This is a genomic window from Acinetobacter sp. YH12041 (assembly GCF_013419975.1).
GTDB lineage: Bacteria > Pseudomonadota > Gammaproteobacteria > Pseudomonadales > Moraxellaceae > Acinetobacter.
The window spans coordinates 105,127-131,887 of sequence record NZ_VOZC01000004.1 but is presented as its reverse complement, the minus strand read 5'-3'; the positions used below and the strand labels follow the sequence as shown (position 1 = coordinate 131,887).

Genomic DNA, 26,761 nt, shown 5'->3' with positions numbered 1-26,761 from the left:
ATTTTCATAAAAAAAGCCCAAATATTTGGGCTTTATCTTGATATTTTTATTTAAGGGATTTCAGCATAGCGCATATAACGCTGAATCATACGTTTACGTGCTTTTAGGGCTGATGCATTACGATGATCTTCAAAATATTTTGGATTGGTGAGAATCGCTGCCAGGAAGATGGCCTGATCACGAGTCAGGCTCTCTGCAGTCTTACCAAAATAATGTTTGGCTGCCGCTTCTGCTCCATAGATATTGTCTCCAAACTCAATCGAATTTAAATACACTTCCAGAATACGCTCTTTAGACCACATGCGTTCCATCATCCAGGTCGCGACAGCTTCCTGACCTTTACGCAGGAATGAACGCTTGTTGACGAGGAACAGGTTTTTAGCCAGCTGCTGGGAAATGGTTGACCCTCCTGCCACAACACGGCCTTCATTCTTGTTACGGCTGAGTGCAGTCTGAATACCATCCCAGTCAAAGCCATGATGGTGCATGAATTTTCCATCTTCTGCCGTCACTACCGCCTGCTTGAGATTGGTACTGATTTCATCATAAGGGCGCCACTGATGTTGAATGGGCTTGGAGGGTTCAATCCAATAATCGATCCGCATCATCATGGTGGTATTCACTGGATTGGTTCGCCACCAGGCTAAACTTGCAAAAATCCACAGTTGAACAAGTAGAATCACACTGACAATCACGAGAAGGGTGCGGGTCAGAAAGGCTTTCATGTCAGTGCGTTACTCCTGAAAATTCAATTTTTCGTGTTAAGCTTATTCGAAATATACAATCACAGCAAAAAAATAGCATGCCTGAATATTCTCCCCCAACAACACATCGCAAACTGGAAATGCAGCTCTGGTGGATGACCGCACTCCTGATCTGTATCAATGTCGGCCTGTTTGGCTGGCAGGTTCTGAATGGAATGGACATCACACAGCCAAGTTCTCCAGATGCCATTCGCTGGGGAGCAGATTATGCACCTTTAACGTATTTAGCGGAACCCATACGCCTGTTTAGTAGCATGTTTTTTCATTTTGGCTTAATTCACCTGATGTTGAATATGTGGGCACTGTATATTTTTGGTAGTGTCGCTGAACAAATTTTTGGCCGGGTCTATTTTACAGGTCTTTATATTTGTGCCGGCCTGATGGGTAGCTTGCTCAGTGGCTATATGAGTATCCAGGACAGTTATGCCTTAATCGAAGGCGGTGTAGCCAATCCTGGCTTATTGCCGGGTGTTAGTGCGGGTGCTTCGGGTGCAGTCATGGGTCTCGGTGCCTCCCTGACTGTTCTATCTTTACTGCCAATGTTGCCCCGTCAGCCTTTTATTCTGGATAAAAAAACGCTGGTAATGATCATGGGCCTTAACCTGGCGATGGGCTTTATGATCAGCGGAATTAACAATGCCGCACATATTGGCGGCATGATCATGGGGGCCGGACTAACAGCGCTCTGGTATCTTGGTCAGAAAATGCAGCGTGGCCGTTTGGTCAGTCTGGTTGCCTTACTGCTCGGCGTCGCTGCCTGTATCGTGCTGTATCAATATAATCTGGCTTTGCTTGAACCGATCCGCCCACTCTGGCAAGAGATTTTACAAATGCTACAACAGCAGTTGGCCGATCAACCTGCGAAATGAATCTTATTGATTCATCTCACGCAGGCTTTGTAAAGGTGGAATCTCGGAAAGATAACTCAGACGATAACGCCCGATCAGGGTACATAATACAGTCATAAACACAGGCAGGATAATCCAGATTTCCCAATGAGGCTGGATGATCAGATCCATTTTGTAGCTGGCAATGGCGCTGATCACTTCCGCAAACAGACATGAAACAATCCCTGCGAATAGTCCGATAAAACCAATTTCCAGACTCATCATGGTTTTCAGCTTCTGTTTGGAACTACCAAAAGACCGGAGCAAAGCCACTTCACGTTTACGTTCATCCATGAGCAGATTTAGACAGGCCATCAGTACCAGAAAACCGGATACACTGACCAGCACAGCCAGAATAGTAATGATCTGTACCAGCACATTCACAATCCGTTTGATTTCTTCCAGAATCAGGCTGACATCAATAAATACCGTATTGGAAAAACGCTGAACCAGATTCACCAGTTTATCTTTATCTGTTTCCGGTACATAGAAGCTGCCCAGATAACTGCCCGCATTGGCATCCATGGTATTCGGTGCAAAGATAAAGAAGAAGTTTGGACTAAAACTTTCCCACTCTACCGTTCTGATGTTCACTACCTTGGCCTCAAGTATGCCTTCAGGCAGGCTAAAGCTGAGCTTATCTCCCAGTTTGATGCCCAGCTCTTGTGCAGTATTGGCTTCGACCGAAACCTCACCCGGCTGTTTCAATCCTGCCTCCCCCTGAACAATCACATTATCCTGAGGATAGCGATCCGACTGGGTCAGATTCAGTTCACGTCTTAAGGTATTACTCTTTTTGACCAGTTCAGCAGCAAAAGGATGATCATTTTTCGCTACCAGACGCCCACGAATATTGGGATACAAGGGCGTACTTTTCCAGCCATTCTGTTCTAACTGACTTTTTAAGTCAGGCATGTCAAAAGGCGGTAGACCATAGACAAACTGGTTGGGTGTCCCTTCCGGTAACTGTTGCTGCCAGCGATCGAGCAGATCGGTACGTAGCACAGCTAGCACACTAATCAAACTGAGTCCTAAAGCTAAGGCAGTAATCTGTAAAGCGGTCTGATACGGTGTCCGCACATAGGCAGATAGATTGAATTTCAGATTACGCAGCAGTTTTAAAATACTCCAGACCGTAAAATACAGAACAGTACAAAGCAGAATAATGGCCCCAATCACCCAAGCTGTCAGCACGATATTTTCCGTTAAAATCACACTGAAAAGAATCAGACTTAAGGTTCCGGTCAGTAACATCCACAACATCGAATGGACGGATTTTTCCTGCTGACGAATGACCCGAATCGGAGGAGTATTTAAGAGTTGAAACAGACTCGGCATGACAAAGCCCAGTAACACCACTGCACTGGTCAGCATGGCAATTGGCAAGGGCCCCAGCAGCATCGCCGTAGCAGAGAACTCAAGCTGCAAGTTTGGAATCAGCTGTAGCATGAGCTGCAGCAAGCCATAACCCAATGCAACACCTATCACGCTACCAATCAGCATGGCGATTAAAAGCACTAAACCCAGCAAAGCCAGATAAGCGGCTAGAATCTGATTTTTAGTCGCGCCAATACAACGCATCAGGGCAATATGATCCTGGTTCTGCTGTACATAACGTTGTGCGGTTAAAGCAATGGCAATCCCGCATAATAAAATGGTGAGAATATTGGCCAGTTGCAGAAAAGTATCCAGATTGGCAATTGGTTTCATTAAACGGGTATTGCCTTCGCTGGCATTACGCAAGCGTAGACTGCCCTGCTGTTCCAGTTCTTGTCCCTCAACCTCAGCATCTGCTTCATCTGAAGTCCCATTTTCAGATTTTATCTTCTGCTTGAACCAAGCTTCATATTGCCGGGTATCGGCTGGATTACCCGCCATTAATAAACGGTAATCAATCCGGCTACCGACCTGAATCGCATTGGTGCGCGCCACTTCTGACTGAGCAATAATCACAGTCGGCGAAAAGCCAGAAAAACCCAGCTCCTGATTCGAATCCTGCTCAATTTTTGCAGTAACTTTAAATTTAGCATCGGCGATATTGAGCTCATCACCCAGTTTGACCTTGAGCAGATCCATGGCCCGTGAACTTAGCCAGATTTCCCCCGCTTGGATTTTGTCTGCTGCAGGTTCAACCCGTAGCTCTCCTCGTAAAGGAAAAGCCTGATCAATGGCCTTAACATTCACCATGACAAACTGATCATTGGTATAAGCCATCGTACTGAAAAATGTGACTTCAGACTGCTGTAAATCTAGCTGCCTGGCCTGATCACGCCATTCCTGTGCCAACGGCTCATTGTCAGATAGCACCAGATCTCCAGCCAGCATTTCGGCTGCCTGTAAAGCAACGGCGTTCTGAATCTGTTCATTACTAAACTTCAGCGCCGTAGTGGCACTAATGGCTAAGGTCAGCGCGATGATTAGCAGATAAATCCCTGTCGTATTAAAACTTTGTCTGAGTAAAGGACGAAACAGATGCTGCATATCAGCCTCCACTCGCATGTTCAATCAGCTGACCATTGACCAGTTCAAAATGACGCTGGCATTGTCGGGCCAGATCAGGATCATGAGTAACCAGAACCAGCGTGGTGCCTAATTCACGATTTAACTGAAAGAGCAACTGTTCGATTTCTTGAGCAGTTTCCCCATCCAGATTACCTGTCGGTTCATCAGCAAAAATGATTTTGGGTTCACTGACCAGTGCACGAGCAATGGCGACACGTTGCTGCTCCCCACCCGAGAGCACTTTGGGTGTTTGCTGAGCCTGACGGTCTAATCCGACTTTTTGTAGCAATGCCAGCGCCTTTTGTTCGGCATGGCTATATTTAAAATCTGGCTGTAAACGTAAAGGCAGCATGACATTTTCAAGTGCCGTAAGATGAGGTAAAAGCTGGAAAGACTGAAATACAAAGCCAATATTTTTTAGCCGGACTAAAGCACGCTGTTCTTCATTCAAGTTCGATACCAGCTCTCCACAAACCGTTAACTGCCCGGAACTAGCCTGATCCAAAGTGGCCAAAATGCCCAGTAAAGTTGACTTTCCTGAACCGGAACGCCCAGTAATGGCGACCTGTTCTCCAGTCAAAATTTCCAGCGAAAGATCTTCAAAAATAGTCAGTTGTTTTTGTGAAAGTTGTATCTTTTGTGTCAATTTCTGGGCAGAAATAATCGCTTGTGGCATGATGGTCGAATCGTTGCTGCTTTGAATCATACGTGTCCTATATGAAAGATCTAAATCAGAAAAATCGTGTATTGCCTTGCCTGGTATTCTTTGGACTGTGCCTGATTCCTTTTAGTCTGTCGGCAAAGACCATTATGATTGTGGGTGACAGTATAAGTGCTGGTTATGGCATGCAACCACAGCAAGGTTGGGTACATTTATTACAAAAGCGTTTGGACCAACACTATCCGAAACAGCATAAAGTGGTCAATGCAAGTGTGAGCGGTGAAACCACCAGTGGTGCCTTGGCAAGGCTGCCGAAACTGCTACAGACGCACCGTCCAGATATTGTGGTGATTGAGCTTGGCGGGAATGATGGCCTGCGTGGACAGCCACCCCAAATGATTCAAAAAAATTTAGCAGCTCTGGTACAACAAAGTCAGAAAGCCAAGGCGAATGTGGTTGTTTTTGGAATGAAAATGCCACCAAATTATGGCCAGGCATATAGTAAGGCTTTTGAAAATAACTATAAGGTGGTCAGTCAGCAGTATAAGGTCAAACTACTACCCTTCTTTATGCAAGGCGTCGCTGGTAATAAAAGTCTGATGCAACAGGATCAGATTCATCCCAACACCAAAGCCCAGACTATTTTATTAAATAATGCTTATCCTTATATTAAAGGCGCCCTCTAAGGCGCCTTTAACTGAATCAAATTTTGAAATTTACTTAGAAGTCGAAGAACGTCACTTCACCGGTTTCAAGTGAATATTCTGCACCAATCACCTGTAACTTACCTTTAGCAATCAGGCTTTCCAGAACTGCAGAACCATGACGTAATTGATTTACTGAAGCAAATACATTTGAGCGCACTGCATGTTTAGACAGTTTATTCAGGTCATCTTTCAGTTCAGTCTGCATTAGAATCTCAACTGATGGACGTACACGGTTCACGATTGACATCAGATTTGCAGATGGCGGTGTTGCCGGATTGGTTAATGCTTCAATTGTTGAATGAATAGCGCCACAATGCGTATGACCCAAAACAATCACAATCGGACAACCAAAGCTTTCTGCTGCGAATTCGACACTGCCGACTTGAGACGGTGCAACAATATTACCTGCTACCCGAATGACAAACAGATCACCCAGACCCTGGTCAAAGACCATTTCTGCAGGTACACGTGAATCTGAACATCCTAAAACAATAGCAAATGGTTCCTGACTTTCTGCCATTTCAGCACGTTGCTGATGCGATAATAATTTTAAATGCTGCGTTTCACCATTGACAAAGCGCTGGTTACCCTTTTTAAGACGATCTATAGCTTCCTGAGCTGTGAGCATTCTTTTTTACCATCGATGTTTTTAGTGGGAATATCTTACTGCTAGATTTTTTGAATGTCACTTGCAAAAAAAATTAGCTGTAAAATTTTTAGCTCTTTGATGATTTCTTGTTCTGGGAATTTTTCTGTGAAGTTCATCACTTTTTTTGGGCAGTTTTTCTGCTTAAGCTAATAATTAACAGATGTACAATATTAAGGAATGCTTTAAAATGAGTGAAAGATTACGATTTGATTCATCTATAAATTGCAAATCGATAACACGGAAGTATTTTGAGCGTTTTTGCTCAGTTTTTTCAGGGGACAGTGCTAATGAAGAAAATAATAAAATTGCGCTCAAAAATTATCTATTCCACTTTAGTTGCTTTGGGTCTTAGCCTATCTAGCCTGAGCCATAGCCAATATCTGTTTACGCCGCCGAAAACCAAGTCTGCCGAAGTTTTACAGCTGTATCTGAGCCAGCAACGCATCCAGGCGGGTCTACAATCTAAAACCTTAAAAATCGGTGATGTGACCTGGAGTTATAGTGAAGGCGGGGCAAAAAACAAACCCTCGATTATCCTGATTCATGGACTGGCAGGTACACGCGACAACTGGAATCGTGTCGCCCAGTTTTTGACACCTTATTATCATGTCATCATTCCGGATTTGCCGAGCAATGGCGATACCCGGGTTCCAGCAGATTTTGACTTGTCTGTCCCCAATGTCACTTCGCAATTACGTACCTTTGTCGAAACCCTGAAGATTGAAAAAAATCTGCATGTCGCTGGCCATTCTCTAGGCGGCTCAATTGCGACAGTTTATGCATCCCAATACCCTTTCGATACCCAAAGCCTGTTTCTAGTGAATAGTGCTGGCATCTATAAAATGGGCAATACACCTTATACCAAAGACCCGCATGCACTCAAAGACCTGATTGTCAGTAAACCGGGTGATCTGGAAGATGTCTCCAAACAGCTGATGCAGAATCCACCAGCGATGCCTTACCAGTTAAGACATGCGCAGGAAAAACTGTTGATTGCCCGTTCGGAACAAACCAGCAAATCGATTGATCAGGTGGTAATGCTCAACCGGCTGTATACGCCTGATACCTTTGCCCGTCTGACCCGTACAGTGGAAGCCCCGACTTTAATTTTATGGGGAAAACAGGATCGAATTATTAATGTCGAAGTGGTGAAAGAGCTATATTCTTTATTGAAACGTGCTGAAACTCCGGTAATTTTAAATAATGTTGGTCATATGCCGATTCTGGAAGCAGAGAAACAGGTTGCCCAACATTATTTGCCTTTCCTGGCCAAGACACAGACCCTAAAAAATCCACTAGCTGATAAACTCATTCCTTTCAATTAAGTTTCAGAGAAGTTATGCAGAAACACCCGATGATTGAGCAGTTGATTGATGCTCAACTTGATTTTCTTGATCAGGTATTTTCTCAATCTGAAACCATTCAAAGCGAGTTTCATGAGTTTTATCTCTGGTTGCGCAAGCAGTCGCTTAAAGATCTGTGGAGCTGTGAACTGATCAATCAGCTGCTACAAAAGCAGATTCTGGATACTGCTGCCAGTTCTTTTCTGATTGAGCAGATTGCCGAACATATTCGTTTTGCACTGGTCCATCCAGCGAATGATACAACCAAAATTGCAGATGTCATTCCGGTACTGACCATTGATAAAATTGCACAATATGTGGCTAGCAAAAGTGGTCACCGTCAGCGCCTGATCAAAGCGGTGGTGAATAACCCTGCTTTCTCGGCCATGATTACGCAACTGATCCAACATTCGATTCAGGATTATCTGGACAATTCTGTAATAGCCAAGAGTGTGCCGGGCGTTTCCCGTTTTATGAAAATGGGGAAATCTGTACTGGAAAATGTCACGGATTCCAGTCTGGACAACACGGTCGCCCGTTATTTGCAAAAAAATATTTTAAAACTTAGCCAGATGAGTGAACATGTCCTGAACCAGCACTTTGATGATGACAAGCTGTACCATTTTCAGGCCAATCTCTGGCATAAGATCAAAGACATGCCACTTTCTGTGCTTAAAAACTATATTGAAACCCAGGATCTGAACGAGACGGTAAGTTTAGGGCACGAGATCTGGGATCATATGCGCCAGACAGAATATATGCAGCAGCAACTGCATGACGGGATTTATACCTGGTATGTACACAATCAGGAACATACCTTTGACCAGTTATTGCGTGATCTAAATATTGATGAAGCATTGATTCAACATGAATTGAATGAATTGCTGACACCGATTATTCAGCAGATGATTCATCAGGGCTATTTGCATGAACGTGCCCGTGCTTATCTGGAAAAATTCTACTATGCAGAAAATACTTTAAAAATTTTAAAGATTGAAGACTAAAAAAAGCCGCTAGAAAGCGGCTTTTTTTTATTAGGTATTTTTAGAATTTTGCATTCAAGCTGATACCGTAACGACGGCCATCCAAAAGCTGATCGCCATCAATATCTTCAGCTTTTTCATCAAGAACGTTATATACGCCAAATTTACCTGTTAAGTTCGGGCTAAATTTATAGTTAAAACCCACATCTACAAACTGATAACCAGGATTAGGTTCAGCCATAGAAGTACGGCTCAGGTAAGCTGAGGTTTCAGAACGATAATGCAAACGGCTCCATACATTCAGTGCATCATTTAAATCATAATCCATGCCAATATTAAACATATGTTCCGGCATCTGGTTCAGTGGCTGACCTTTAAAATCACCTGATTTAAACTCTGAATCGGTATAGGTATAGTTGGCAGTTAAAGTCGTGTAATCATTCAAGTCAGCTTCTACAGTTGCTTCTACACCGCGAATTTCTGCTTTATCGACGTTAATCCGCTCACTGATAAAGTAGAATGGAATATCCCCTTCGAAACAGCTCCAGCTCTGCCAGTTATTACGGTTTGTGGTTGTACCATCAGTATCGGTTTCACAGGCACGAACTTCCGTAATCCTGTCTTCATATTTGGTGATAAAGCCCGTAAGTGATGTATTGATATAATCATTTTTCCAGTTAAAACCTAATTCAGTCGATACGCTTGATTCAGGTTCCAAGTCTGGATTGGCACGGATAATGCCACGACCTGTTGGTAATGGAGAACCGCCACCACCCGTTACGCTATAGAAGCCTTCAGTAGCTGCACGGATATCAGGCTGTTTATAACCGGTTGCTACACCGCCTTTTACAACGAAATTATCATTTACAGAATAGACGCCATAAAGTCGTGGTGATAAATGGCCGCTATAGTTTTCATCGTGGTCATAACGTAAGCCAGCCGTTAAATCGAAACGATCCGTCATACTCCAGGTATCTTCGAGGAAGGCAGCAGCAGACCAGCGTGTAAGCTCACTAAATTCAGGCGCATTTGGATTACGGTTCGTTGCTTTATCGACCAGTTTTTCATCCTTGAAATATCCTCCGAAGGACAAGGTATGATCGCCTAATAACCAGTTCCACTGACTGTTCGCCGTCCAGGTATCCAGCGTGATTCCTTTAGTCCCCAGCTCGGTATTGCCACGATCCGGGTTCTTTGAATTTTCATACTGAATATAGGATGAGCTGTCCAAATTATCGCTATAACGGCCATTATGTGTCACTGAATAAACATTACGGTAATTACGCGAGAAAGAGTCTTCTGCCCCTTGAACTGGCTCTACAGTTTTTCCTACTGATGTCGTCGATTCCTGCTGAACAAAATTGGCTTCAAGCTGTACATCATGATCATCATTAATTGCATAGGTCAGACGTGAATTTAAGCTTTCACGTTCTGTTCCACGGAAACCGCCCACATAATTATCTTCTGTACGTTCTTGTTTATTAACTGCCAGTTGCAAGCCAAGCTTATCTGCAATTAAAGGGCCTGTCAGATAGGCAGAACCATTTTTAATGTCACCTGAACGGTTACTGTCCTGAACGATGGTTCCTAATTCAACATTCCCAGACCATTCACCCGATACTTTTTTGGTAATGATATTGACTACCCCACCCATCGCATCTGAACCGTATAGCGTTGAAGCAGGACCACGGATAATTTCAATACGCTCAATGGCAGCAATCGGTGGCAGAATATTTTTTTCAAAACCGCCATCATCACCATTCGGGTTCACATCCTTGCCATATTGACGTTTACCATCTACCAGGAACAAAGTGTAGTTTGAGCTCATCCCGCGGATACTAATGGTCTGTGCAGATCCCGCACCTGAAACTACTACCCCTGGGGCATTACGTAATACATCCGTAATATCGTTATATTCGCGTTTATCTAATTCTTCACGATCAATCACTGTAATGGATGCTGGCGCTTTAGCAAGATCCTGCTCATAGCCTGTTGCAGTCACCACAATCGTTTGCAGTTTTGTTGCTTCAGCTTGCGGAACAGCTGTTTCTTCTACTGCAAATGTATTACCCGTCATCGCTGTAAATACAGCAAAAGCTATAGTCGATTTTATGAATGGCTTAGTCATGCTTTATACGCCCCAAAGTCATTTTGATGAAGAAATCATGTTGAAATTGTCACGCATTGTATCAAATGTAACTATAAATACAATTAGTATTGATAATTATTATCATTATTAAATTTGGATAAAAAAATACCCCGAGCATTCGAGGTATTTTTTACAAGCTAAATTTTATTAGAGACTTATTTGAAATAAGCACCTTCAGCTTGGGTATGGTCAGTCTGGTCAACTACACGTGCCAATTCAGGAATATGCTGTTTCAAGGTTGTTTCAACGCCTTGTTTTAAAGTCACATCAATTGCTGAACAACCCTGGCAACCACCACCAAATTTAAGAACTGCGGTCAAGCCATGTTCAGGATCTTCAACCACTTCGACCAGTGCACAGTTACCACCGTGACCTGCCAGACCCGGGTTAATTTCTGACTGAAGCACGTATGTAATACGCTCTTCTACAGAGGCATCAGGACCCACACGTGGCACTTTAGAGTTTGGTGCACGGAAAGTCAGCTGACCACCAAAACGGTCTTTATTGTAGTCAATAACTGCATCTAGCAAGTATGGAATTGACGGAGAGTCAATATAGGCCGGAAAATCTGGATATTCCTGCTTATAGTCTGTAGGTACAACCTCATCAGGTGCACTATAAGCCATGCAACATTCAGCGCGTGGTGTACCCGGATTTTCTACAAACACACGTACGCCAATACCTGGTGTATTCTGTTTGTCCAATAGATCCTTTAAATACTCTTGTGCTGTCGGTGTAATCAAAAGATTTGGAATTTCTTCTGCAACCGGAGTGTTGCTGTTCTCAGTCGACATAACAATAATTTCCTCAAGCTGAAGCTGCTATTTTAACTGAAGATGCGGGGTAATTATAAAAATTCAACCAAAATTGTCGGATTTATTATAAAAGTCGCACTTTAGATTTGTTTTAATGGCATGATCATTGTCAAATAGATAGAACCAGAATTACTTATATGCTTGATTTACCTTTTAATCATACTGTCACTATTATTCTGATCACCTGTATTGTTTCTTTTATTGCTTTTTCAAAAGAAACGGTAATGAATCGTCTGATTTTCTGGCCGCCTGCCATGCAACGTGGTCAATATGACCGTTTCATTACCCATGGTTTTATCCATGCAGATGGCACGCATTTACTGTTCAATATGATCACGCTGTTCTTTTTCGGCAGCATTATTGAAAGTTTTTATCGCCAGTATTTATATGATCTGGGCTTTATTCTGTTTTATCTCGGTGGTCTGGTTGCAGCAATTTTGCCAAGTTATCTGAAACATAAAAATGATGCGCGCTGGGCCAGTCTGGGTGCTTCTGGTGCAGTATCAGCCGTTCTGTTCGCTTACATTCTATTTGAGCCATGGAAACTGATTTTCGTGTTCTTTATTCCAGTCCCTGCGATTATTTTTGCTGTTTTATATGTGGCCTATAGCATCTGGTCGGGCAAGCGCGGCAACAGCAATATCAATCACAGTGCCCATCTATGGGGTGCGGCTTATGGTGTGGTGATGACGATTATTCTGGAACCACGACTTATTCCGCATTTCCTAAATAAACTAACCCAAATCCCCTTCTAAAGTTTTGAATGATTAAGGGATAGCAAATATCCCTTTTTAATAACTCACATATGAAAATGATTTTCATTTCTATAAATTATGCTAATCTTGTCGCGAATTTAGAGGAATAAATATGAAATTTAAGACTTTAGTACTTGCCACAATATTAGGACTGACAACTTCTTTTACAGTTTCTGCACAGGTCACTTTCGACTATAAAGACCAAAATATTCAACTTAAAAAAGCTCCGAAAAAGATCGCAGTATATGACCTATCTGCACTGGATACCTTGAATGCACTAGGGCTGGAAGCTCAACTGGTACCTGCAGCAAGCTTTGCAGGCAACTTAAGCAAGTACCAGCAGGACAAATTCACCAAAGCTGGTTCACTGTTCGAACCGGATCTCAATGTACTAAAAACTGCAAAACCCGACCTGATTATTGTCGGTGGCCGTTCGGCTTCTAAAGCCGAGGCAGTTAAAGGTATTGCTCCGACTTTAGATCTTACTCCAGATACTAGCCAATATATTGCCAATCTGACGGAACGTACCCATGTCTTGGCTCGTGCATTTGGTAAAGAGAAAATTGCTACTGAAAAGCTCGGTAAAATCGCAACGCTGCAGCAACAGCTTAAAAAGCAGACTGAAGGCAAAACTGCACTGATGCTGTTTGCGGTCGGTGAAAATTTTATGCCACATGCAGAAAATGACCGTTTTGGCTTTGTCTATGAATTAGCAGGTTTTAAACCAGTCTTGGATCCCTCTGAACAGTCGGATGCACCCTGTCCAGAAGCCGGCTCTCCAGAAGCATTGAAAGCAGCTGAGAAAAATATTCAGCGTATTACAGCAGCCATTGAGAAGAATCCAGATTACATCATTGTCCTGGATCGTGGTGCAGTGAATACCCAGAAATACACCGCTCAGGATAATATTCAGAAACACTCTGTATTGAAAAATGCCAAAGCCTTGGCAGAGAAAAAAGTGATCTATGTGAATGCTGATGCCTGGTACATTACCGGTGCGGGTTTGGACAATACCGCTTTCATGCTGGAAGAACTGATCAAAGGCACAGCGAATTAATTTTTAACCCATTAATAAAAAGGAAGCTTCAAGCTTCCTTTTTATTTGAAACATCTCGTAATAAATTAAGACCCAAGACTGGAATTTAATGCCAACCCAGGAAGCAACTTAGCAGCGATAATGTATACATCTGTATATTAATTGCTGTAAGTCGCGAGATATTTTGCATGTCCACTTCCCTAGACGGTCTTCAATTTCCCATTTCTGCTTCACAACAAAAACCAAGCACATCGAAAATCGGCCGTAACATTATTTCTGAAGCCTTAGGCGCAGTCGATCCTGTACATGCTACTGCAGCACAACAGGAAAAGAACTGGCGTAAGCAATATCCACTACACTTTAAACATCTGGTTGAAGATGGATTACGCTCCGCAGGTGCAGCACTGAGTATTGCCAAGCAAGGTCTGGAAACTGCACATGCCAGTTTTGAGTTTTATCGTGATGGACAAAAGCATCTACTAAAAGATGTGATGTCCTTGCCTGCGCAGAAACTGCATACTTTCCAGCTGAAAGGTCAGTCAGAAAAAGCCCCGGAATGGTATGTACCTTATCATGGCAAGAAGTTGCAAGGACAAGAACTACTAGATCAGATCCAGTCTTGGGAAGAACTTGGCATCGTCGAACCCAGTCATGCCAATGCCTTGCGTGAATGTATTGCCCATCCGGAATGGTTTGACCTATCCGATCGTACCACTGTTCTATTTGGTGCCGCTTCTGAAGCAGGTCCACTGACCTGGTTGTCGAAATGGAAAGCCAATATCGTCGCAATTGACCTGCCGAATACCCGTGTCTGGGGTAAAATTCTGGATACAGTAAGTCAAGGCAACGCCACTTTATATGCACCATCAGTTGAAGCGCTTCCTGCTGATACTTCACTGGACATTTTAAAAGAAAAACTGGGGACTAACCTGCTCACTCAGATTCCAGAAATTGCCCAATGGCTGATTCAATTTGAACAGGATCTGGATCTCGCGGCGATTGCTTATCTGGATGGTGAAAAGCACGTACGTGTTTCCATGGCGATGGATGCCATTATGAAATATGTCAGTGAGCAGAAAGCCAATACCAGCCTGATGTATATGTGCACCCCGACGGATGTATATGCAGTTCCAGAAGAAGTCGTTCAGGCTTCACAAAGCAAATACCAGCAGTTGTCGAAATTGGAAAGTACTTTAACCAAAGGCATTTCACTGATTTCACGCAAGCATTTTTTCCAGACAAATAAGCAGGATCTGTTTAAGGTTGGCGATAAGTCTTATGGTGTTTGTGACTGTCTGGTCATTGAGCAAGGTCCGAACTATGCACTGGCTAAACGCATTCAGCAATGGCGTGCAACATTGGCTCGTGCTAACGGGCAGCAAGTGAGCATCAATATCGCCCCTTCAACAACGACTTATTCAGTGACAAAGAATCCATTGTTAAAAGCCGCGTTTAACGGTGCCGGCCTGTTTGATGTAGAAGCGTTTGCACCCGAAACCACCAATGCGATTATGGCGGCACTGTGGATTCACGACCTGCGTAATCCTGAATCTGTGGCCAATCCTGATGTACAACTCAACCATCCACTTGAGTTAATGATGTCTGGGGCGAATCATGGTGGTTTATGGCGTGTGGCTTATCTGGCGCGTACAGCATTACCGTTTGCTGCGCTGTATGGTTTTGCAACGGATAAACTGCCGAAAAAATTATTGGGTAAGTTGAAGAAGTAATTTTTTCTGAAATAAAGATGAAATCAATTTTATTGGTCAGGCGACATGGATGTCGCCGTTAGGCTGTGATATAGGGACATATCATCAGCCTAACAAAAGATTTTTGTTACCTTGCGAAGTGCACTTCTCATCTTTCAAAAGTAAGACTAAGAAATACTCATTTTTTACATTTAGTTGAAATTAGCTATTAATCCTTCTATTGAAAGTACTTTTAGCCTTCTGATTACCCTCACCTCACCCCAGCCCTCTCTTACGCTTCGTTTAAAGCAGTGCTTTAAACTCGCTCAGGGAGCGGGAGCTTTCTTTGTGAATTTAATAATTATTTTTAATTATAAAGGAAGTTCCCTCTCCTCTCAGGAGAGGGTTAGGGAGAGGTAAAAAATCACCCGTAAAAAAACGCTGCCTAAGCAGCGTTTTTCACATCAAATCTTTTTAGAATACTTTCAACAGCAGCCAGTATAAACCACCGGATAAACAGATCGTTGCTGGCAGTGTAAATACCCAGGCAGACAGAATCGATTTTACCATTTTGAAATTCAGACCAGACTTATTCGCCACCATTGTACCTGCAACTGCAGAGTTTAGGACATGAGTGGTAGACACCGGCATACCAAAGCCATCAGCAGCCGCAATCGTAGACATCGCTACCAATTCGGCAGACATCCCCTGACCATAAGTCATGTGCTCTTTACCGATCCGCTCACCGACAGTCACCACAATTCGTTTCCAGCCGACCATCGTTCCCAGGCCAAGTGCCAGAGCCGTTGCCACTTTCACCCAGGTCGGAATGTATTGCAGGAATGAATCCAGATTGTCACGGTATTCATCGACGGTTTGTTCCTGAGCCTCGCTCATTGCCGGTAAAGCTTCTGCTTTATCCAGACGTTTAAACGCTGTGGTACTCAGGTACATGTCGTTACGGAATTCTGAAACTTGCGCTTCTGGAACATCCTTAATATTGCTATAGCTACCGACTTTATCACCCAAGTGATCCGTCAGGCTTGCCAATGCAGGAACAACCTCAGCATTCAATTCTTTAGTTTGAATGTATGTGGTAATGATGGCACGAGCCTTCTCATCCGGAATATCTGCATGCTGCGGATAAATCGCATCAGCCGTTTGCGCAGACAACTGACCAAAAGACTGGATATGCGCTGCATCCAGATTTTTGTTTAATGAATATGCCAAAGGTACACAACCGATCAGGATCAGCATGATCAGGCCCATACCTTTTTGACCATCATTTGATCCGTGCGCGAAGCTCACACCTGTACAGGTAAAGATCAGAATGGCACGAATCAGCGGTGGCGGTGGCTTATTGCCTTCAGGTGGCTTAAACAGTTCAAGCTGCTTTCTAAAGATCTTTTTCACCAGCAGGAATAGCACCCCAGCAAAAGCAAAACCGATCAAAGGTGAGAACAGCAATGCTTTACCAACTTTCAGCACCTGCTCCATATCCACACCAGAAGCACCACCGCCTGAATTCAGCAGGTAGTTCATGATGCCCACCCCTAGAATCGAACCGATCAGAGTATGAGAACTGGAAGCGGGAATGCCAAGGAACCAGGTGCCCAGATTCCAGAGAATCGCAGCGATCAGCATGGCAAAGACCATGGCAAAACCGGCACCTGTGCCAACATTCATGATCAATTCAACAGGCAATAATGCAATGATTCCGTATGCAACAGCACCACTGGCCACCATTACCCCAAGGAAATTACAAAAACCTGCCCACATGACTGCAACGGGTGCAGACAATGCATTGGTATAAATCACGGTCGCAACCGCATTGGCCGTGTCGTGGAAACCGTTGACGAATTCGAAGCCCAGCGCAATGAATAACGCCGTGCCTAAAAGAATCATTGAATACAGACCGATCGGTGGAACATGAGCTAAATCTGAAGTCAATTGGAAGCCGATATAGATCAGCGTGGAGATAATTAGAGTCAGAAACACCGGCATAAAAAATTTCGGTGTTGGCACATGAACATTGGCCGGCTTATCAGAAGGCGACTGTTGTGCTGAACCTAAGGGAGTTTGATTAGAATTCATGCAAGCAGGAATAGAGGATTCAAGAATCCCCATATTGTTCAGTTAAATTGTGACAATTATATGACAAAGTGCTGTCATATAAACCAGTTTTTTAGACTTTCTCGTTGCCGTTTATCCTGTAACCACATGCTCTGAATTTTAAAAATATACAAATATAATCAAATATTTATTAAAAATAAAACGCTTGAATCACCCGGCTTTATTCATGTTTTGCAATATATCTGATCATTCCTACCCGGCTGTCATATTTCCGAGCCTGTCATATTTGGCTAAAGATTAGCTTTGTAATATGACACTCTGATGAAAGCTGCTTACATTTTATTTTCCAGTCGTACCCTTTTATCAAAAACTTTAATTTCCAGATTTCCATCTGTTTTCAGCTTTCTATACCGGCTTGAGTTTCTTTATCAAATTTTCATATCAAGCATATCCAGCATTCTGTATAAGCGTTACAGAAAACTGCGCACTAATCTGTTAAGATTATTGCCGTTTTTGATGCTTACTGAGAAAGTTTGAATGTCCACACTTGCCACCCTAAAAGAACTTCTTGCCAAGAGAATTTTAATTATCGATGGTGCGATGGGTACCATGATCCAACGCCATAAATTGGAAGAAGCCGATTATCGTGGTGAGCGTTTTGCTGATTGGGCATACGACCTTAAAGGCAATAACGACTTACTTGTGCTGACTCAGCCACAGATTATTCAAGGCATTCATGAAGCGTATCTTGAAGCTGGTGCCGATATTATTGAAACCAATACCTTTAACGGTACCCGTGTTTCAATGTCTGACTATCACATGGAAGATCTGGTTCCGGAAATCAACCGTGAAGCAGCACGCCTGGCTAAAGAAGCTTGTGCAAAATATTCAACGCCTGAAAAACCACGTTTTGTGGCAGGTGTGATTGGGCCGACATCACGTACTACTTCAATTTCTCCAAACGTAAATGACCCTGCCTTCCGTAATATCACTTTTGACGAATTGAAAGTGAATTACATCGAATCAACCAAGGCCTTGATTGAAGGTGGTGTCGATATCATCCTGATCGAAACCGTATTCGATACTTTAAATGCCAAAGCTGCCATCTTTGCAGTGAAAGAAGTGTTCAAGGAACTGGGCACTGAATTGCCAATCATGATTTCCGGTACGATTACTGATGCATCTGGCCGTACCTTGACTGGTCAAACTGCGGAAGCATTCTGGAACTCAATGCGTCATGCAGAACCAATTTCAATTGGTTTCAACTGTGCTCTTGGTGCAGATGCAATGCGTCCACATGTAAAAACTGTGTCTGACGTTGCCGATACTTTTGTGTCAGCGCATCCAAATGCCGGCTTGCCAAATGCCTTCGGTGGTTATGATGAAACGCCGGAAGAAACTGCAGCCTTCATTAAAGAATTTGCGGAAAGTGGTCTGATCAATATCACCGGTGGTTGTTGTGGTACGACGCCGGATCATATCCGCGCGATTGCTCAAGCCGTTGAAGGCATTGCTCCACGTCAGGCCCCTGAAATTGAGCCAGCATGTCGTTTAAGTGGTTTAGAGCCATTTAACATCACCAAAGATTCATTATTCGTGAACGTCGGTGAACGTACCAACGTGACTGGTTCGAAAAAATTCCTGCGCCTGATCAAAGAAGAAAACTTTGCAGAAGCGCTAGATGTTGCGCGTCAACAGGTTGAAGCCGGTGCACAGATCATCGACATCAATATGGATGAAGGCATGCTCGATTCAGAAGGCGCGATGGTGCACTTCCTGAATCTGGTCGCATCTGAACCTGATATCTCTCGTGTGCCAATCATGATTGACTCATCTAAATGGGAAATCATTGAAGCTGGTCTGAAATGCGTCCAAGGTAAAGCAGTTGTTAACTCGATTTCCCTGAAAGAAGGTTATGACGAGTTTGTAGAACGTGCCCGCCTCTGCCGTCAGTACGGTGCAGCTGTGATCGTCATGGCATTTGATGAAAATGGTCAGGCAGATACAGCTGAACGCAAAAAAGAAATCTGTAAGCGTTCTTATGACGTGCTGGTAAATGAAGTTGGCTTCCCGTCTGAAGACATTATCTTTGACCCGAACGTGTTCGCGGTGGCAACCGGTATCGAAGAACATAACAACTATGCTGTTGATTTCATCGAAGCGACTGGCTGGATCAAACAGAACCTGCCAAATGCGATGATCTCTGGTGGTATCTCGAATGTATCGTTCTCATTCCGTGGCAATGAACCGGTGCGTGAAGCGATCCATGCGGTATTCCTGTACTACGGTATCCAGCAAGGTTTGACCATGGGTATTGTAAATGCTGGTCAGCTGGCGATTTATGATGACATCGACAAAGAGCTGAAAGATGCGGTTGAAGATGTAATCCTGAACCGTAATCAAGGCGAAAGCGGCAACGAAGCCACTGAAAAATTACTTGAAATTGCTGAAAAATACCGTGGTCAAGGTGGCGCTCAAAAAGCGGAAGAAAACCTTGAATGGCGTAATGAACCGGTTGAAAAGCGCCTTGAATATGCGCTAGTCAAAGGCATCACCACTTACATCGATCAAGATACTGAAGAAGCTCGTCTGAAAGCCGTTCGTCCCCTCGATGTGATCGAAGGTCCATTGATGGCCGGTATGAACGTGGTCGGTGATCTGTTCGGTGCCGGTAAGATGTTCCTGCCACAGGTAGTAAAATCTGCACGTGTGATGAAACAGGCCGTGGCCTGGTTGAACCCGTACATCGAAGCAGAAAAAACCCAAGGTGAAGCCAAAGGTAAAATCCTCATGGCGACCGTAAAAGGCGACGTGCATGACATCGGTAAGAATATCGTAGGCGTGGTACTGGGCTGTAACGGTTATGACGTGGTCGATCTTGGTGTCATGGTGCCATGTGAAAAGATTCTGCAAACTGCGATTGACGAAAAAGTAGATATCATCGGTTTGTCTGGTCTGATCACTCCTTCTCTAGATGAAATGGTTTTCGTTGCCAAAGAAATGCAGCGTAAAGGCTTTAATATTCCATTGATGATTGGTGGTGCAACGACGTCTAAAGCGCATACTGCTGTGAAGATCGCCCCTCAATACCAGAATGATGGCGTGTACTATACTGCTGATGCGTCTCGTGCCGTCGGTGTAGCAACTCAATTGCTTTCTGCCGAAATGAAACCAAAACTGGCAGCAGACTATGCAGCGGATTATGAAAAAATCCGTACCCGTCTTGCCAACAAACAGCCGAAAGCAGCGAAACTGTCTTATGCTGAATCAGTTGAAAATGGTTTTAAAATCGACTTTGATAAGAATGCGCCATTTAAACCAAACTTCATCGGTTCACAGACTTTCACCAACTATCCTTTAGAAACCTTGGTGGAATACTTTGACTGGACACCATTCTTTATCTCTTGGAGCCTTGCAGGCAAATTCCCGAAAATCCTTGAAGATGAAGTCGTTGGTGAAGCCGCACGTGACCTGTATGCACAAGCGCAAGCGATGTTGAAAGACATTATCGAAAATAAACGTTTCGATGCGCGTGCAACGTTCAGCATCTATCCTGCAAATCGTACCGGTTCAGATACAGTTGCGGTAACAGATGAAGCTGGCAATGTAACGCATACCTTCGAGCACCTACGTCAGCAGTCTGACAAAGTAACTGGTAAAGCGAACTACTCTCTGGCTGACTTTATTGCGCCTAAAGATGTGGCTCAGGATTACTTGGGTGGCTTTACCGTTTCGATCTTCGGTGCGGAAGAGTTGTCTCAGGAATATAAAGCCAAAGGTGATGACTATAATGCGATTATGGTTCAAGCCTTGGGTGACCGTTTTGCGGAAGCCTTTGCAGAGCATCTGCACCAGCGGATCCGTAAAGAGTTCTGGGGCTATCAGGCTGACGAAACTCTGGACAATGATGAATTGATCAAAGAGAAGTATGTCGGCATCCGTCCTGCGCCGGGCTACCCAGCTTGTCCTGAACATTCTGAAAAAGCGCCATTGTTTGACTGGTTAGGTACGACTGAGAAGATGGGTACTTACCTGACTTCTAGCTTTGCGATGTGGCCACCTTCATCAGTGAGTGGTTTCTATTATGCAAACCCTCAAACTGAATACTTTAACGTGGGTAAAATCTCTGGCGATCAGCTGGAAGATTATGCGAAGCGTAAAGGCTGGACACTGGATGAAGCGAAACGCTGGTTAGCGCCAAATCTGGATGATTCAGTGGTTTAAGAGCCCTCTAATTTAGAGAAGAAAAAATCCCCTCTAATGAGGGGATTTTTTTGTTTTTAATCTCCCCTAACCCCTCTTTTTCAAAGAGGGGGACTTTCACGTATCAATTTAATTACGTGACAGCTCCTCCCTTTTTAAAGGGAGGTTGGGAGGGATTAAACAATCGTGTAAATTGAATTATACTAAACTCTTAAAATTAAAGTAATTTTTACAATTATGGATCAATTTAATACCAGAGAATTAGCCTCAATTACATGGGGAGCCATACTTATAATGGCTTTAATATTCTACTCTGTAAAAAATGCTCAACTCAGATATTCTCTTATCGCTGTTATCAAAACATTTTTTCAAATTAAAATTATTACTTCTATTTTATTAATTACTACATATGTATTACTAAGTGTATTTATATTATACCAAATACAAATCTGGGATTTTAACCAGCTTAAAAACACGTTTTTTTGGTATGTATTTTTTGCAATTGGTACTATGTTTAGTTTAAATACTATCAAAGAAAATTCACATAACTTCTTTATTCAAACTATAAAATCCTCAGTAAACTTAAGCATCCTCCTTCAATTTATCATTAACTTTCACACATTTAATTTTTTGTTAGAATTAATTGTACTTATTCCTCTTATTACCCTTTTAAGTATCATCAGTACTGTCGCTAATCAAACAAAAGATCAGATATTAGTTAAGAAACTTTGTGATTTCTTACTAGCTTTTATATTTCTCATATTTTTTATCCATTTTATTCTTCAAACTTTCAAGGCCCCTTCAACATTTATCAATTATCAAGCATTACAAGATTTCTTCATACCAATCATTTTGACAATACTCTATTTACCATTTCTATGGTTTCTTCTGTTATATATAAAATATGAAGAAATTTTTGTACGGCTTCAATTTCATATCAAAGATAAGAAACTTATCACCCTTACAAAATTTTTAGTCATTATTAACTTTCAAACTCAAAAAGATTTGATCGATGAGTGGTTTCATCACATCAAAATACACAAGATTGAAAATTATAAACAGCTTCTTAATTCATTTTCTCTCATAAAACATAGAAGTTTTAAAAGAAGAAATCTAATTGATATTCCTTTAGAGAATGGTTGGAATATATACAAAGCTGAAAATTATCTGAGTGATTTCAACCTTCAAGTTAAGTATACAGATGTCGGAGATGAGACTTGGTTTGGATCCAAACCAATTGAATTAGATGATAATTTTAATCCTTCTACATTAACCTACTATATTCAAGGCAATGAAGATACTGTTAATCAATTAAAAATTAAACTATTTCTCTATGATCTTAATCTTATTCCCAAATACTTAAGCGTTTATAGTGAAGCTATAAACTGCTTACTTGGAAACTCACTCCAAGCTAGTTTAAATCATGTCCATATAGAAAATATTTATAACTTGGAAAATTTTTCAGACACTTCACACGACAAGCTACTTGAATTTAAATATGAAAAATTCACTCATTCAGTAAAACCTACATGTGAATTATCGTTCTGTATAAAAAATCCCTCCTAACCTCCCTTTGAAAAAGGGAGGAACTACGTGATTCCATAACCGCCATCAAATTCGCGTGAAGTCCCCCTTTATAAAAGGGGGATTTAGGGGGATTCTTTAGGAAGTTCATTCAAACAATATTTATAAATTACATTTGCCACATCATCAATCTGCCCCATCACCTGCCTATTATCAAATCTCAATACTTTTAAACCTAGCTGAGCCGAGGCTTTATCACGAACCCGATCTGCCTCTAAACCACCATCTGTAAAATGCTGACTACCATCACATTCAATGACCAAATTCGCTGCTGGGCAATAAAAGTCCACTATGTAATTTAAAATTGGCTTCTGTCTATAAAACTGCAAACCTAAAATTTGCTTATTCCGAAGTCGTGACCATAATAATTTTTCAGCATCGGTCAGGTTGTTACGTAAGTCACGCGAGGCTTGTTTTAAGTTTTTATTATAGGGTTTCATTTTTATTCTCTATTTTTAATCTCCCCTAACCCTGAGCCATATATGGCGCAAGAACAAAGAGGGGGACTCCACATATCAGATGAATTACGTGACAGCTCCTCCCTTTATTAAAGGGAGGTAGGGAGGGATTTAATTTATCAAATATGCGCCCCTTTTCTAACCCATCAATCCTCGACTGTTCGTTATTACATTTTTAAGTCTACAAAAATCATCACTTTCATGAATAATAGACCAATAAATTTATCTCCCAAATCAATGACTATTGGTGTTCCAATGAAGAAACTCATGAACGGTGCTGAAAACATCGTTGTCGAAATGTGCAAAGGCTTTGTCCTGGCACATCCAGAACTGGCATTTAATGAATCTTATAAAATCATTTCTAGAAAAGAAAAACACCAAAATGTCGCCCTGATCAGTGGGGGTGGTAGCGGTCATGAACCTGCCCATGCCGGTTTTGTCGGTCTAGGCATGCTTGATGCTGCCGTATGTGGTGACGTGTTCGCCTCTCCTTCACAAATTCAGGTCTATAAAGCCTTGCAGCAAGTCGCGACTGACAAAGGCGTCCTAATGATTATTAAAAACTATTCTGGCGATATGATGAATTTCCAGAATGGCGCAGCCTTAGCCACTGAAGATGGCATCAAGGTTGATTACGTGAAAGTAGCGGATGACATAGCAGTAAAAGACAGTCTATATACAGTTGGCCGTCGTGGCGTTGCCGGTACGGTCTTCGTCCATAAAATTGCCGGTGCTGCTGCATCTAAAGGTTATGAGCTGGCACGTGTTAAAGAACTTGCACAAAAAGCTGCGGACAATGTGATTAGCCTTGGTTTTGCCTATACCTCTTGTACCGTCCCCGCCAAAGGCACACCAACGTTCACTTTAGCTGATGATGAAATGGAATACGGCGTCGGCATCCACGGTGAACCGGGCATCCGTCGTGAAAAAATCCTGCCGTCTAAAGAACTGGCGCAACGTATTGTCGATGACCTGTTCCTGGATCGTCCTGACCTGACTGAAGTGGCTGTTCTGGTAAATGGCTTTGGTACAACGCCACTGCAAGAATTGTATGTGTTCAATAATGATGTGTGCGAACATTTGGCGCGCAAAGGCATCAAGATTTATCGTACTTTTGTCGGCAACTATATGACCAGTATCGACATGAACGGTGCTTCGGTGTCATTGCTAGCTGTGGATGATGAACTAAAAGGTTATTTAGATGCAGAGGCGAACACGCCCGCTCTTAAAATGGATGGTTCAGCAGCACAACCTTTAATCTTCTCAACAAAAAATGCCGCAGCAGAAGATGTAATAAATACGGAAGTCGAAACTCAGCCTGAACATGCTGAAATTCAAAATGAACAGTTCAAGATTGAAAACATGCGCTATGTGGTCGATGTGATGGCGGCCTGCATCATCAAAAATGAAGTGCCATTCTGCGAGCTGGATGCCCATGCAGGCGACGGTGATTTTGGCATGAGTGTAGCTAAAGGTTTTAAACAGCTGAAACGTGAATGGCAAAGCCTGATTCAAGCACAGCATATGGATGAATTCCTGCTGAATAGTTCCATGATTATCATGGAGCATTGTGGCGGTGCATCTGGTCCAATCTGGGGTTCTGCTTTCCGTGCAGCAAGTAAATCCATTAAAGGCAAAACCACATTAACTGTGGCGGATTTTGCCGAAATGCTGCAAGCAGCGGTAAAAGGCATTCAAACGACTGGTGAGCGTTCATTTGGTCGTGGTGCCGTGGTTGGTGACAAAACCCTGATTGATGCTCTGGTTCCATGTGCAGATTCTTGGTCAGCGAATACTGACAAGACCTTTAAAGAAAACTTTTCTCTAGGTGCTCAAGCAGCAGTTCAAGGTGCGGAATCAACTAAAGAGATCGTAGCGCGTATGGGCCGTGCCGGGACTGTAGGTGATCGTAGTCTGGGTTATCCAGATGCTGGCGCACATGGTTTAGGTGTGATCTTTACTGATATTGCTGAGCATATTAAATAATTAAAAATCCCTCCTAACCTTCCTTTAGAAAACAGAGGAACCACGCGAATTTAATATTGTTATTTGATCCATATGGAGTCCCCCTTTGTAAAAGGGGGACTCCATTCCTTTATTTAAATCTCTCCAAAAACTTCTCCAACTCCTCCGTCACCACCACCCTTTTTCTACCCTTCAACTGGTCCTTATCCAGCAGACCTTCTGAGTCTATAACCAATACTTTATGCCCATCCTGCTTTAAACGATCCACTCCTTCAAACAGCATCCGGGCACCAACATCATGCATCAAAGTGAGATTAGTCAAATCGAGGATAATGGTACTTTTACCTTCAGGTTCATCCTGCAAAATGCGTAGCAGCATTTCAGACTCAGTAAATTGCAGCACTCCACGCAGTTCATAAACCACGACGTTATTCTTTTTACCCACCGTATAACGGCTTTGCAGAATGGTCTGTGCTGACGGCGTACCTTCCATAAGGTGCAGCCCCATATCGTGCGACAGATTTTCAAAGATTCTGACCCCACGTACACTATTACCATGCTCATCGATTTTCGGTGAAAAGACCGCAATCCCCACTTGCCCTGGCAGTACTCCAATAATGCCACCTGCCACGCCGCTCTTGGCAGGAATACCCACTGTGGTCAGCCAGTCCCCAGCAGCATCGTACATACCGCAGGTCAGCATGACACTGAGCAATTGCCGGACTAAGGCCCGATCCAGCATGCGCTTACCCGTCTTGGGATGCACACCACCATTGGCCAATATACTGGTGATCACGGCTAGATCTTTGACGGTGACCTTAATCGCACACTGCTTGATATAGCCATGCACGATTTCTTTAGGATCTTCGTCCAGCACCCCAACAGTACGTAACATGTAGCCAATCGACATATTCCGAAAAGCTGTTTTAATCTCAGAGTTATACACCTGCTCATCAAAGGACAATTCACGTCCAGCCAGTCCACTTAAAAAACGGCGTAACTGTTCAGCACGTGATACTGTTTTCTTGGCAGGAATCAGAGAATGCGTGGTAATCGCACCAGAATTAATCATCGGGTTTTTTGGAATATTGCGTTCTTTTTCCAACGAAATCTGGTTAAAGGCCTCTCCCGAAGGTTCTACACCCACTTTTTCCAGTACCTGTTTTAGCCCTAGTTCCTTGATTGCTAGCGCATAGGCAAAAGGCTTGGAAAGCGACTGCATGGTAAATTCAACATCATCATCCCCGGCAGAATAGAGGGTTCCATCTACTGTCGATAGTGCAAGTCCGAGCTTGTCAGGATCAACCGCAGCAAGTTCAGGAATGTAATCTGCCAGCGCGCCTTTTTTATTATCATGGCAAGCAGAAAGCACATGATTCAAGTAATCCGGTACCGGTGTTTTCATGGCAAATGCTCCCATCTCAATCTTTTATATCATTTTTATTAAAACTGAATACTGAAGACGGTTTTGCTACTTTTATGCAGTTTTATGTTGTGAAAATGGGATATGGACAAAAGAGATAGAGGAAATAAATGAAT

Annotated in this window: 19 protein-coding genes; 10 read left to right on the top strand and 9 right to left on the bottom strand. The window is 42.9% G+C overall.

Annotated features, from left to right (window positions below):
- Positions 1-50: 50 nt before the first annotated feature.
- Positions 51-725, bottom strand: a complete 675-nt coding sequence (gene mtgA / locus FTU00_RS04490; protein WP_180002266.1) for a monofunctional biosynthetic peptidoglycan transglycosylase — start codon at positions 723-725, stop codon at positions 51-53.
- A 77-nt stretch (positions 726-802) separates the two neighbouring features.
- On the opposite strand from mtgA, the gene FTU00_RS04485 reads away from it, so the two are divergent.
- A complete protein-coding gene (locus FTU00_RS04485) occupies positions 803-1,633 on the top strand; it encodes a rhomboid family intramembrane serine protease (RefSeq protein WP_180010748.1) in 831 nt (276 codons plus the stop codon).
- Positions 1,634-1,636: 3 nt separating this feature from the next.
- Here FTU00_RS04485 and FTU00_RS04480 read toward each other — a convergent pair whose 3' ends face one another.
- Both FTU00_RS04480 and FTU00_RS04475 read right to left on the bottom strand, forming a co-directional pair.
- On the bottom strand, positions 1,637-4,132 hold the full coding sequence (locus FTU00_RS04480; protein ID WP_180179194.1) for an ABC transporter permease: 2,496 nt from the start codon (positions 4,130-4,132) through the stop codon (positions 1,637-1,639).
- Position 4,133: 1 nt separating this feature from the next.
- On the bottom strand, positions 4,134-4,859 hold the full coding sequence (locus tag FTU00_RS04475; protein WP_180179193.1) for an ABC transporter ATP-binding protein: 726 nt from the start codon (positions 4,857-4,859) through the stop codon (positions 4,134-4,136).
- A gap of 11 nt (positions 4,860-4,870) precedes the next feature.
- Between FTU00_RS04475 and FTU00_RS04470 the strand changes: the two genes are divergently transcribed.
- A complete protein-coding gene (locus FTU00_RS04470) occupies positions 4,871-5,500 on the top strand; it encodes an arylesterase (protein WP_179992124.1) in 630 nt (209 codons plus the stop codon).
- Between the two features lie 34 nt (positions 5,501-5,534).
- Here FTU00_RS04470 and FTU00_RS04465 read toward each other — a convergent pair whose 3' ends face one another.
- Positions 5,535-6,149 (bottom strand): carbonic anhydrase, encoded by a 615-nt coding sequence (locus FTU00_RS04465; protein ID WP_004783034.1) that lies wholly within the window; start codon positions 6,147-6,149, stop codon positions 5,535-5,537.
- Between the two features lie 308 nt (positions 6,150-6,457).
- On the opposite strand from FTU00_RS04465, the gene FTU00_RS04460 reads away from it, so the two are divergent.
- Together FTU00_RS04460 and FTU00_RS04455 are read left to right on the top strand one after the other, a co-directional pair.
- Positions 6,458-7,495 carry an alpha/beta fold hydrolase gene (locus tag FTU00_RS04460; protein ID WP_180104497.1) on the top strand — a complete coding sequence of 346 codons (1,038 nt, stop codon included), beginning with the start codon at positions 6,458-6,460 and terminating at the stop codon, positions 7,493-7,495.
- A 14-nt stretch (positions 7,496-7,509) separates the two neighbouring features.
- A complete protein-coding gene (locus FTU00_RS04455; RefSeq protein ID WP_180179192.1) occupies positions 7,510-8,517 on the top strand; it encodes a hypothetical protein in 1,008 nt (335 codons plus the stop codon).
- 40 nt (positions 8,518-8,557) lie between these two features.
- Here the strand turns inward: FTU00_RS04455 and FTU00_RS04450 are convergent, their stop codons facing one another.
- Together FTU00_RS04450 and nfuA are read right to left on the bottom strand one after the other, a co-directional pair.
- Positions 8,558-10,624, bottom strand: a complete 2,067-nt coding sequence (locus FTU00_RS04450; RefSeq protein WP_180179191.1) for a TonB-dependent receptor domain-containing protein — start codon at positions 10,622-10,624, stop codon at positions 8,558-8,560.
- A gap of 176 nt (positions 10,625-10,800) precedes the next feature.
- Positions 10,801-11,439 (bottom strand): Fe-S biogenesis protein NfuA, encoded by a 639-nt coding sequence (gene nfuA, locus FTU00_RS04445; RefSeq protein WP_004783039.1) that lies wholly within the window; start codon positions 11,437-11,439, stop codon positions 10,801-10,803.
- A 158-nt stretch (positions 11,440-11,597) separates the two neighbouring features.
- On the opposite strand from nfuA, the gene FTU00_RS04440 reads away from it, so the two are divergent.
- The 3 genes from FTU00_RS04440 (at position 11,598) to FTU00_RS04430 (ending at position 14,981) form a co-directional block, all read left to right on the top strand.
- Entirely contained in the window at positions 11,598-12,215 is a 618-nt protein-coding gene (locus FTU00_RS04440; protein WP_004783040.1) for a rhomboid family intramembrane serine protease, read from the top strand.
- 112 nt (positions 12,216-12,327) lie between these two features.
- The gene (locus FTU00_RS04435) at positions 12,328-13,272 is read left to right on the top strand and encodes an ABC transporter substrate-binding protein (protein WP_180179190.1); all 945 of its coding nucleotides are present in this window, start codon (positions 12,328-12,330) and stop codon (positions 13,270-13,272) included.
- A 167-nt stretch (positions 13,273-13,439) separates the two neighbouring features.
- Positions 13,440-14,981, top strand: coding sequence for a hypothetical protein (locus tag FTU00_RS04430; RefSeq protein WP_180179189.1), 1,542 nt, complete (start codon positions 13,440-13,442; stop codon positions 14,979-14,981).
- Between the two features lie 432 nt (positions 14,982-15,413).
- On the opposite strand, the gene FTU00_RS04425 is transcribed toward FTU00_RS04430, so the two are convergent.
- On the bottom strand, positions 15,414-17,033 hold the full coding sequence (locus tag FTU00_RS04425) for an inorganic phosphate transporter (protein ID WP_180179188.1): 1,620 nt from the start codon (positions 17,031-17,033) through the stop codon (positions 15,414-15,416).
- Positions 17,034-17,549: 516 nt separating this feature from the next.
- Between FTU00_RS04425 and metH the strand changes: the two genes are divergently transcribed.
- Positions 17,550-21,236: a methionine synthase gene (metH, locus tag FTU00_RS04420; protein ID WP_180179187.1), complete on the top strand. Its 3,687-nt coding sequence runs from the start codon at positions 17,550-17,552 to the stop codon at positions 21,234-21,236.
- Between the two features lie 216 nt (positions 21,237-21,452).
- On the top strand, positions 21,453-22,781 hold the full coding sequence (locus FTU00_RS04415; RefSeq protein ID WP_180179186.1) for a hypothetical protein: 1,329 nt from the start codon (positions 21,453-21,455) through the stop codon (positions 22,779-22,781).
- Between the two features lie 83 nt (positions 22,782-22,864).
- Here the strand turns inward: FTU00_RS04415 and FTU00_RS04410 are convergent, their stop codons facing one another.
- Positions 22,865-23,239 carry an endonuclease domain-containing protein gene (locus FTU00_RS04410; protein WP_180179185.1) on the bottom strand — a complete coding sequence of 125 codons (375 nt, stop codon included), beginning with the start codon at positions 23,237-23,239 and terminating at the stop codon, positions 22,865-22,867.
- A gap of 273 nt (positions 23,240-23,512) precedes the next feature.
- Here FTU00_RS04410 and dhaK point away from each other — a divergent pair, with 273 nt between their 5' ends.
- Positions 23,513-25,243: a dihydroxyacetone kinase subunit DhaK gene (gene dhaK / locus FTU00_RS04405; RefSeq protein WP_180179184.1), complete on the top strand. Its 1,731-nt coding sequence runs from the start codon at positions 23,513-23,515 to the stop codon at positions 25,241-25,243.
- Between the two features lie 109 nt (positions 25,244-25,352).
- Here the strand turns inward: dhaK and FTU00_RS04400 are convergent, their stop codons facing one another.
- Positions 25,353-26,627 (bottom strand): glutaminase, encoded by a 1,275-nt coding sequence (locus FTU00_RS04400; RefSeq protein ID WP_180179183.1) that lies wholly within the window; start codon positions 26,625-26,627, stop codon positions 25,353-25,355.
- Positions 26,628-26,761 lie beyond the last annotated feature (134 nt).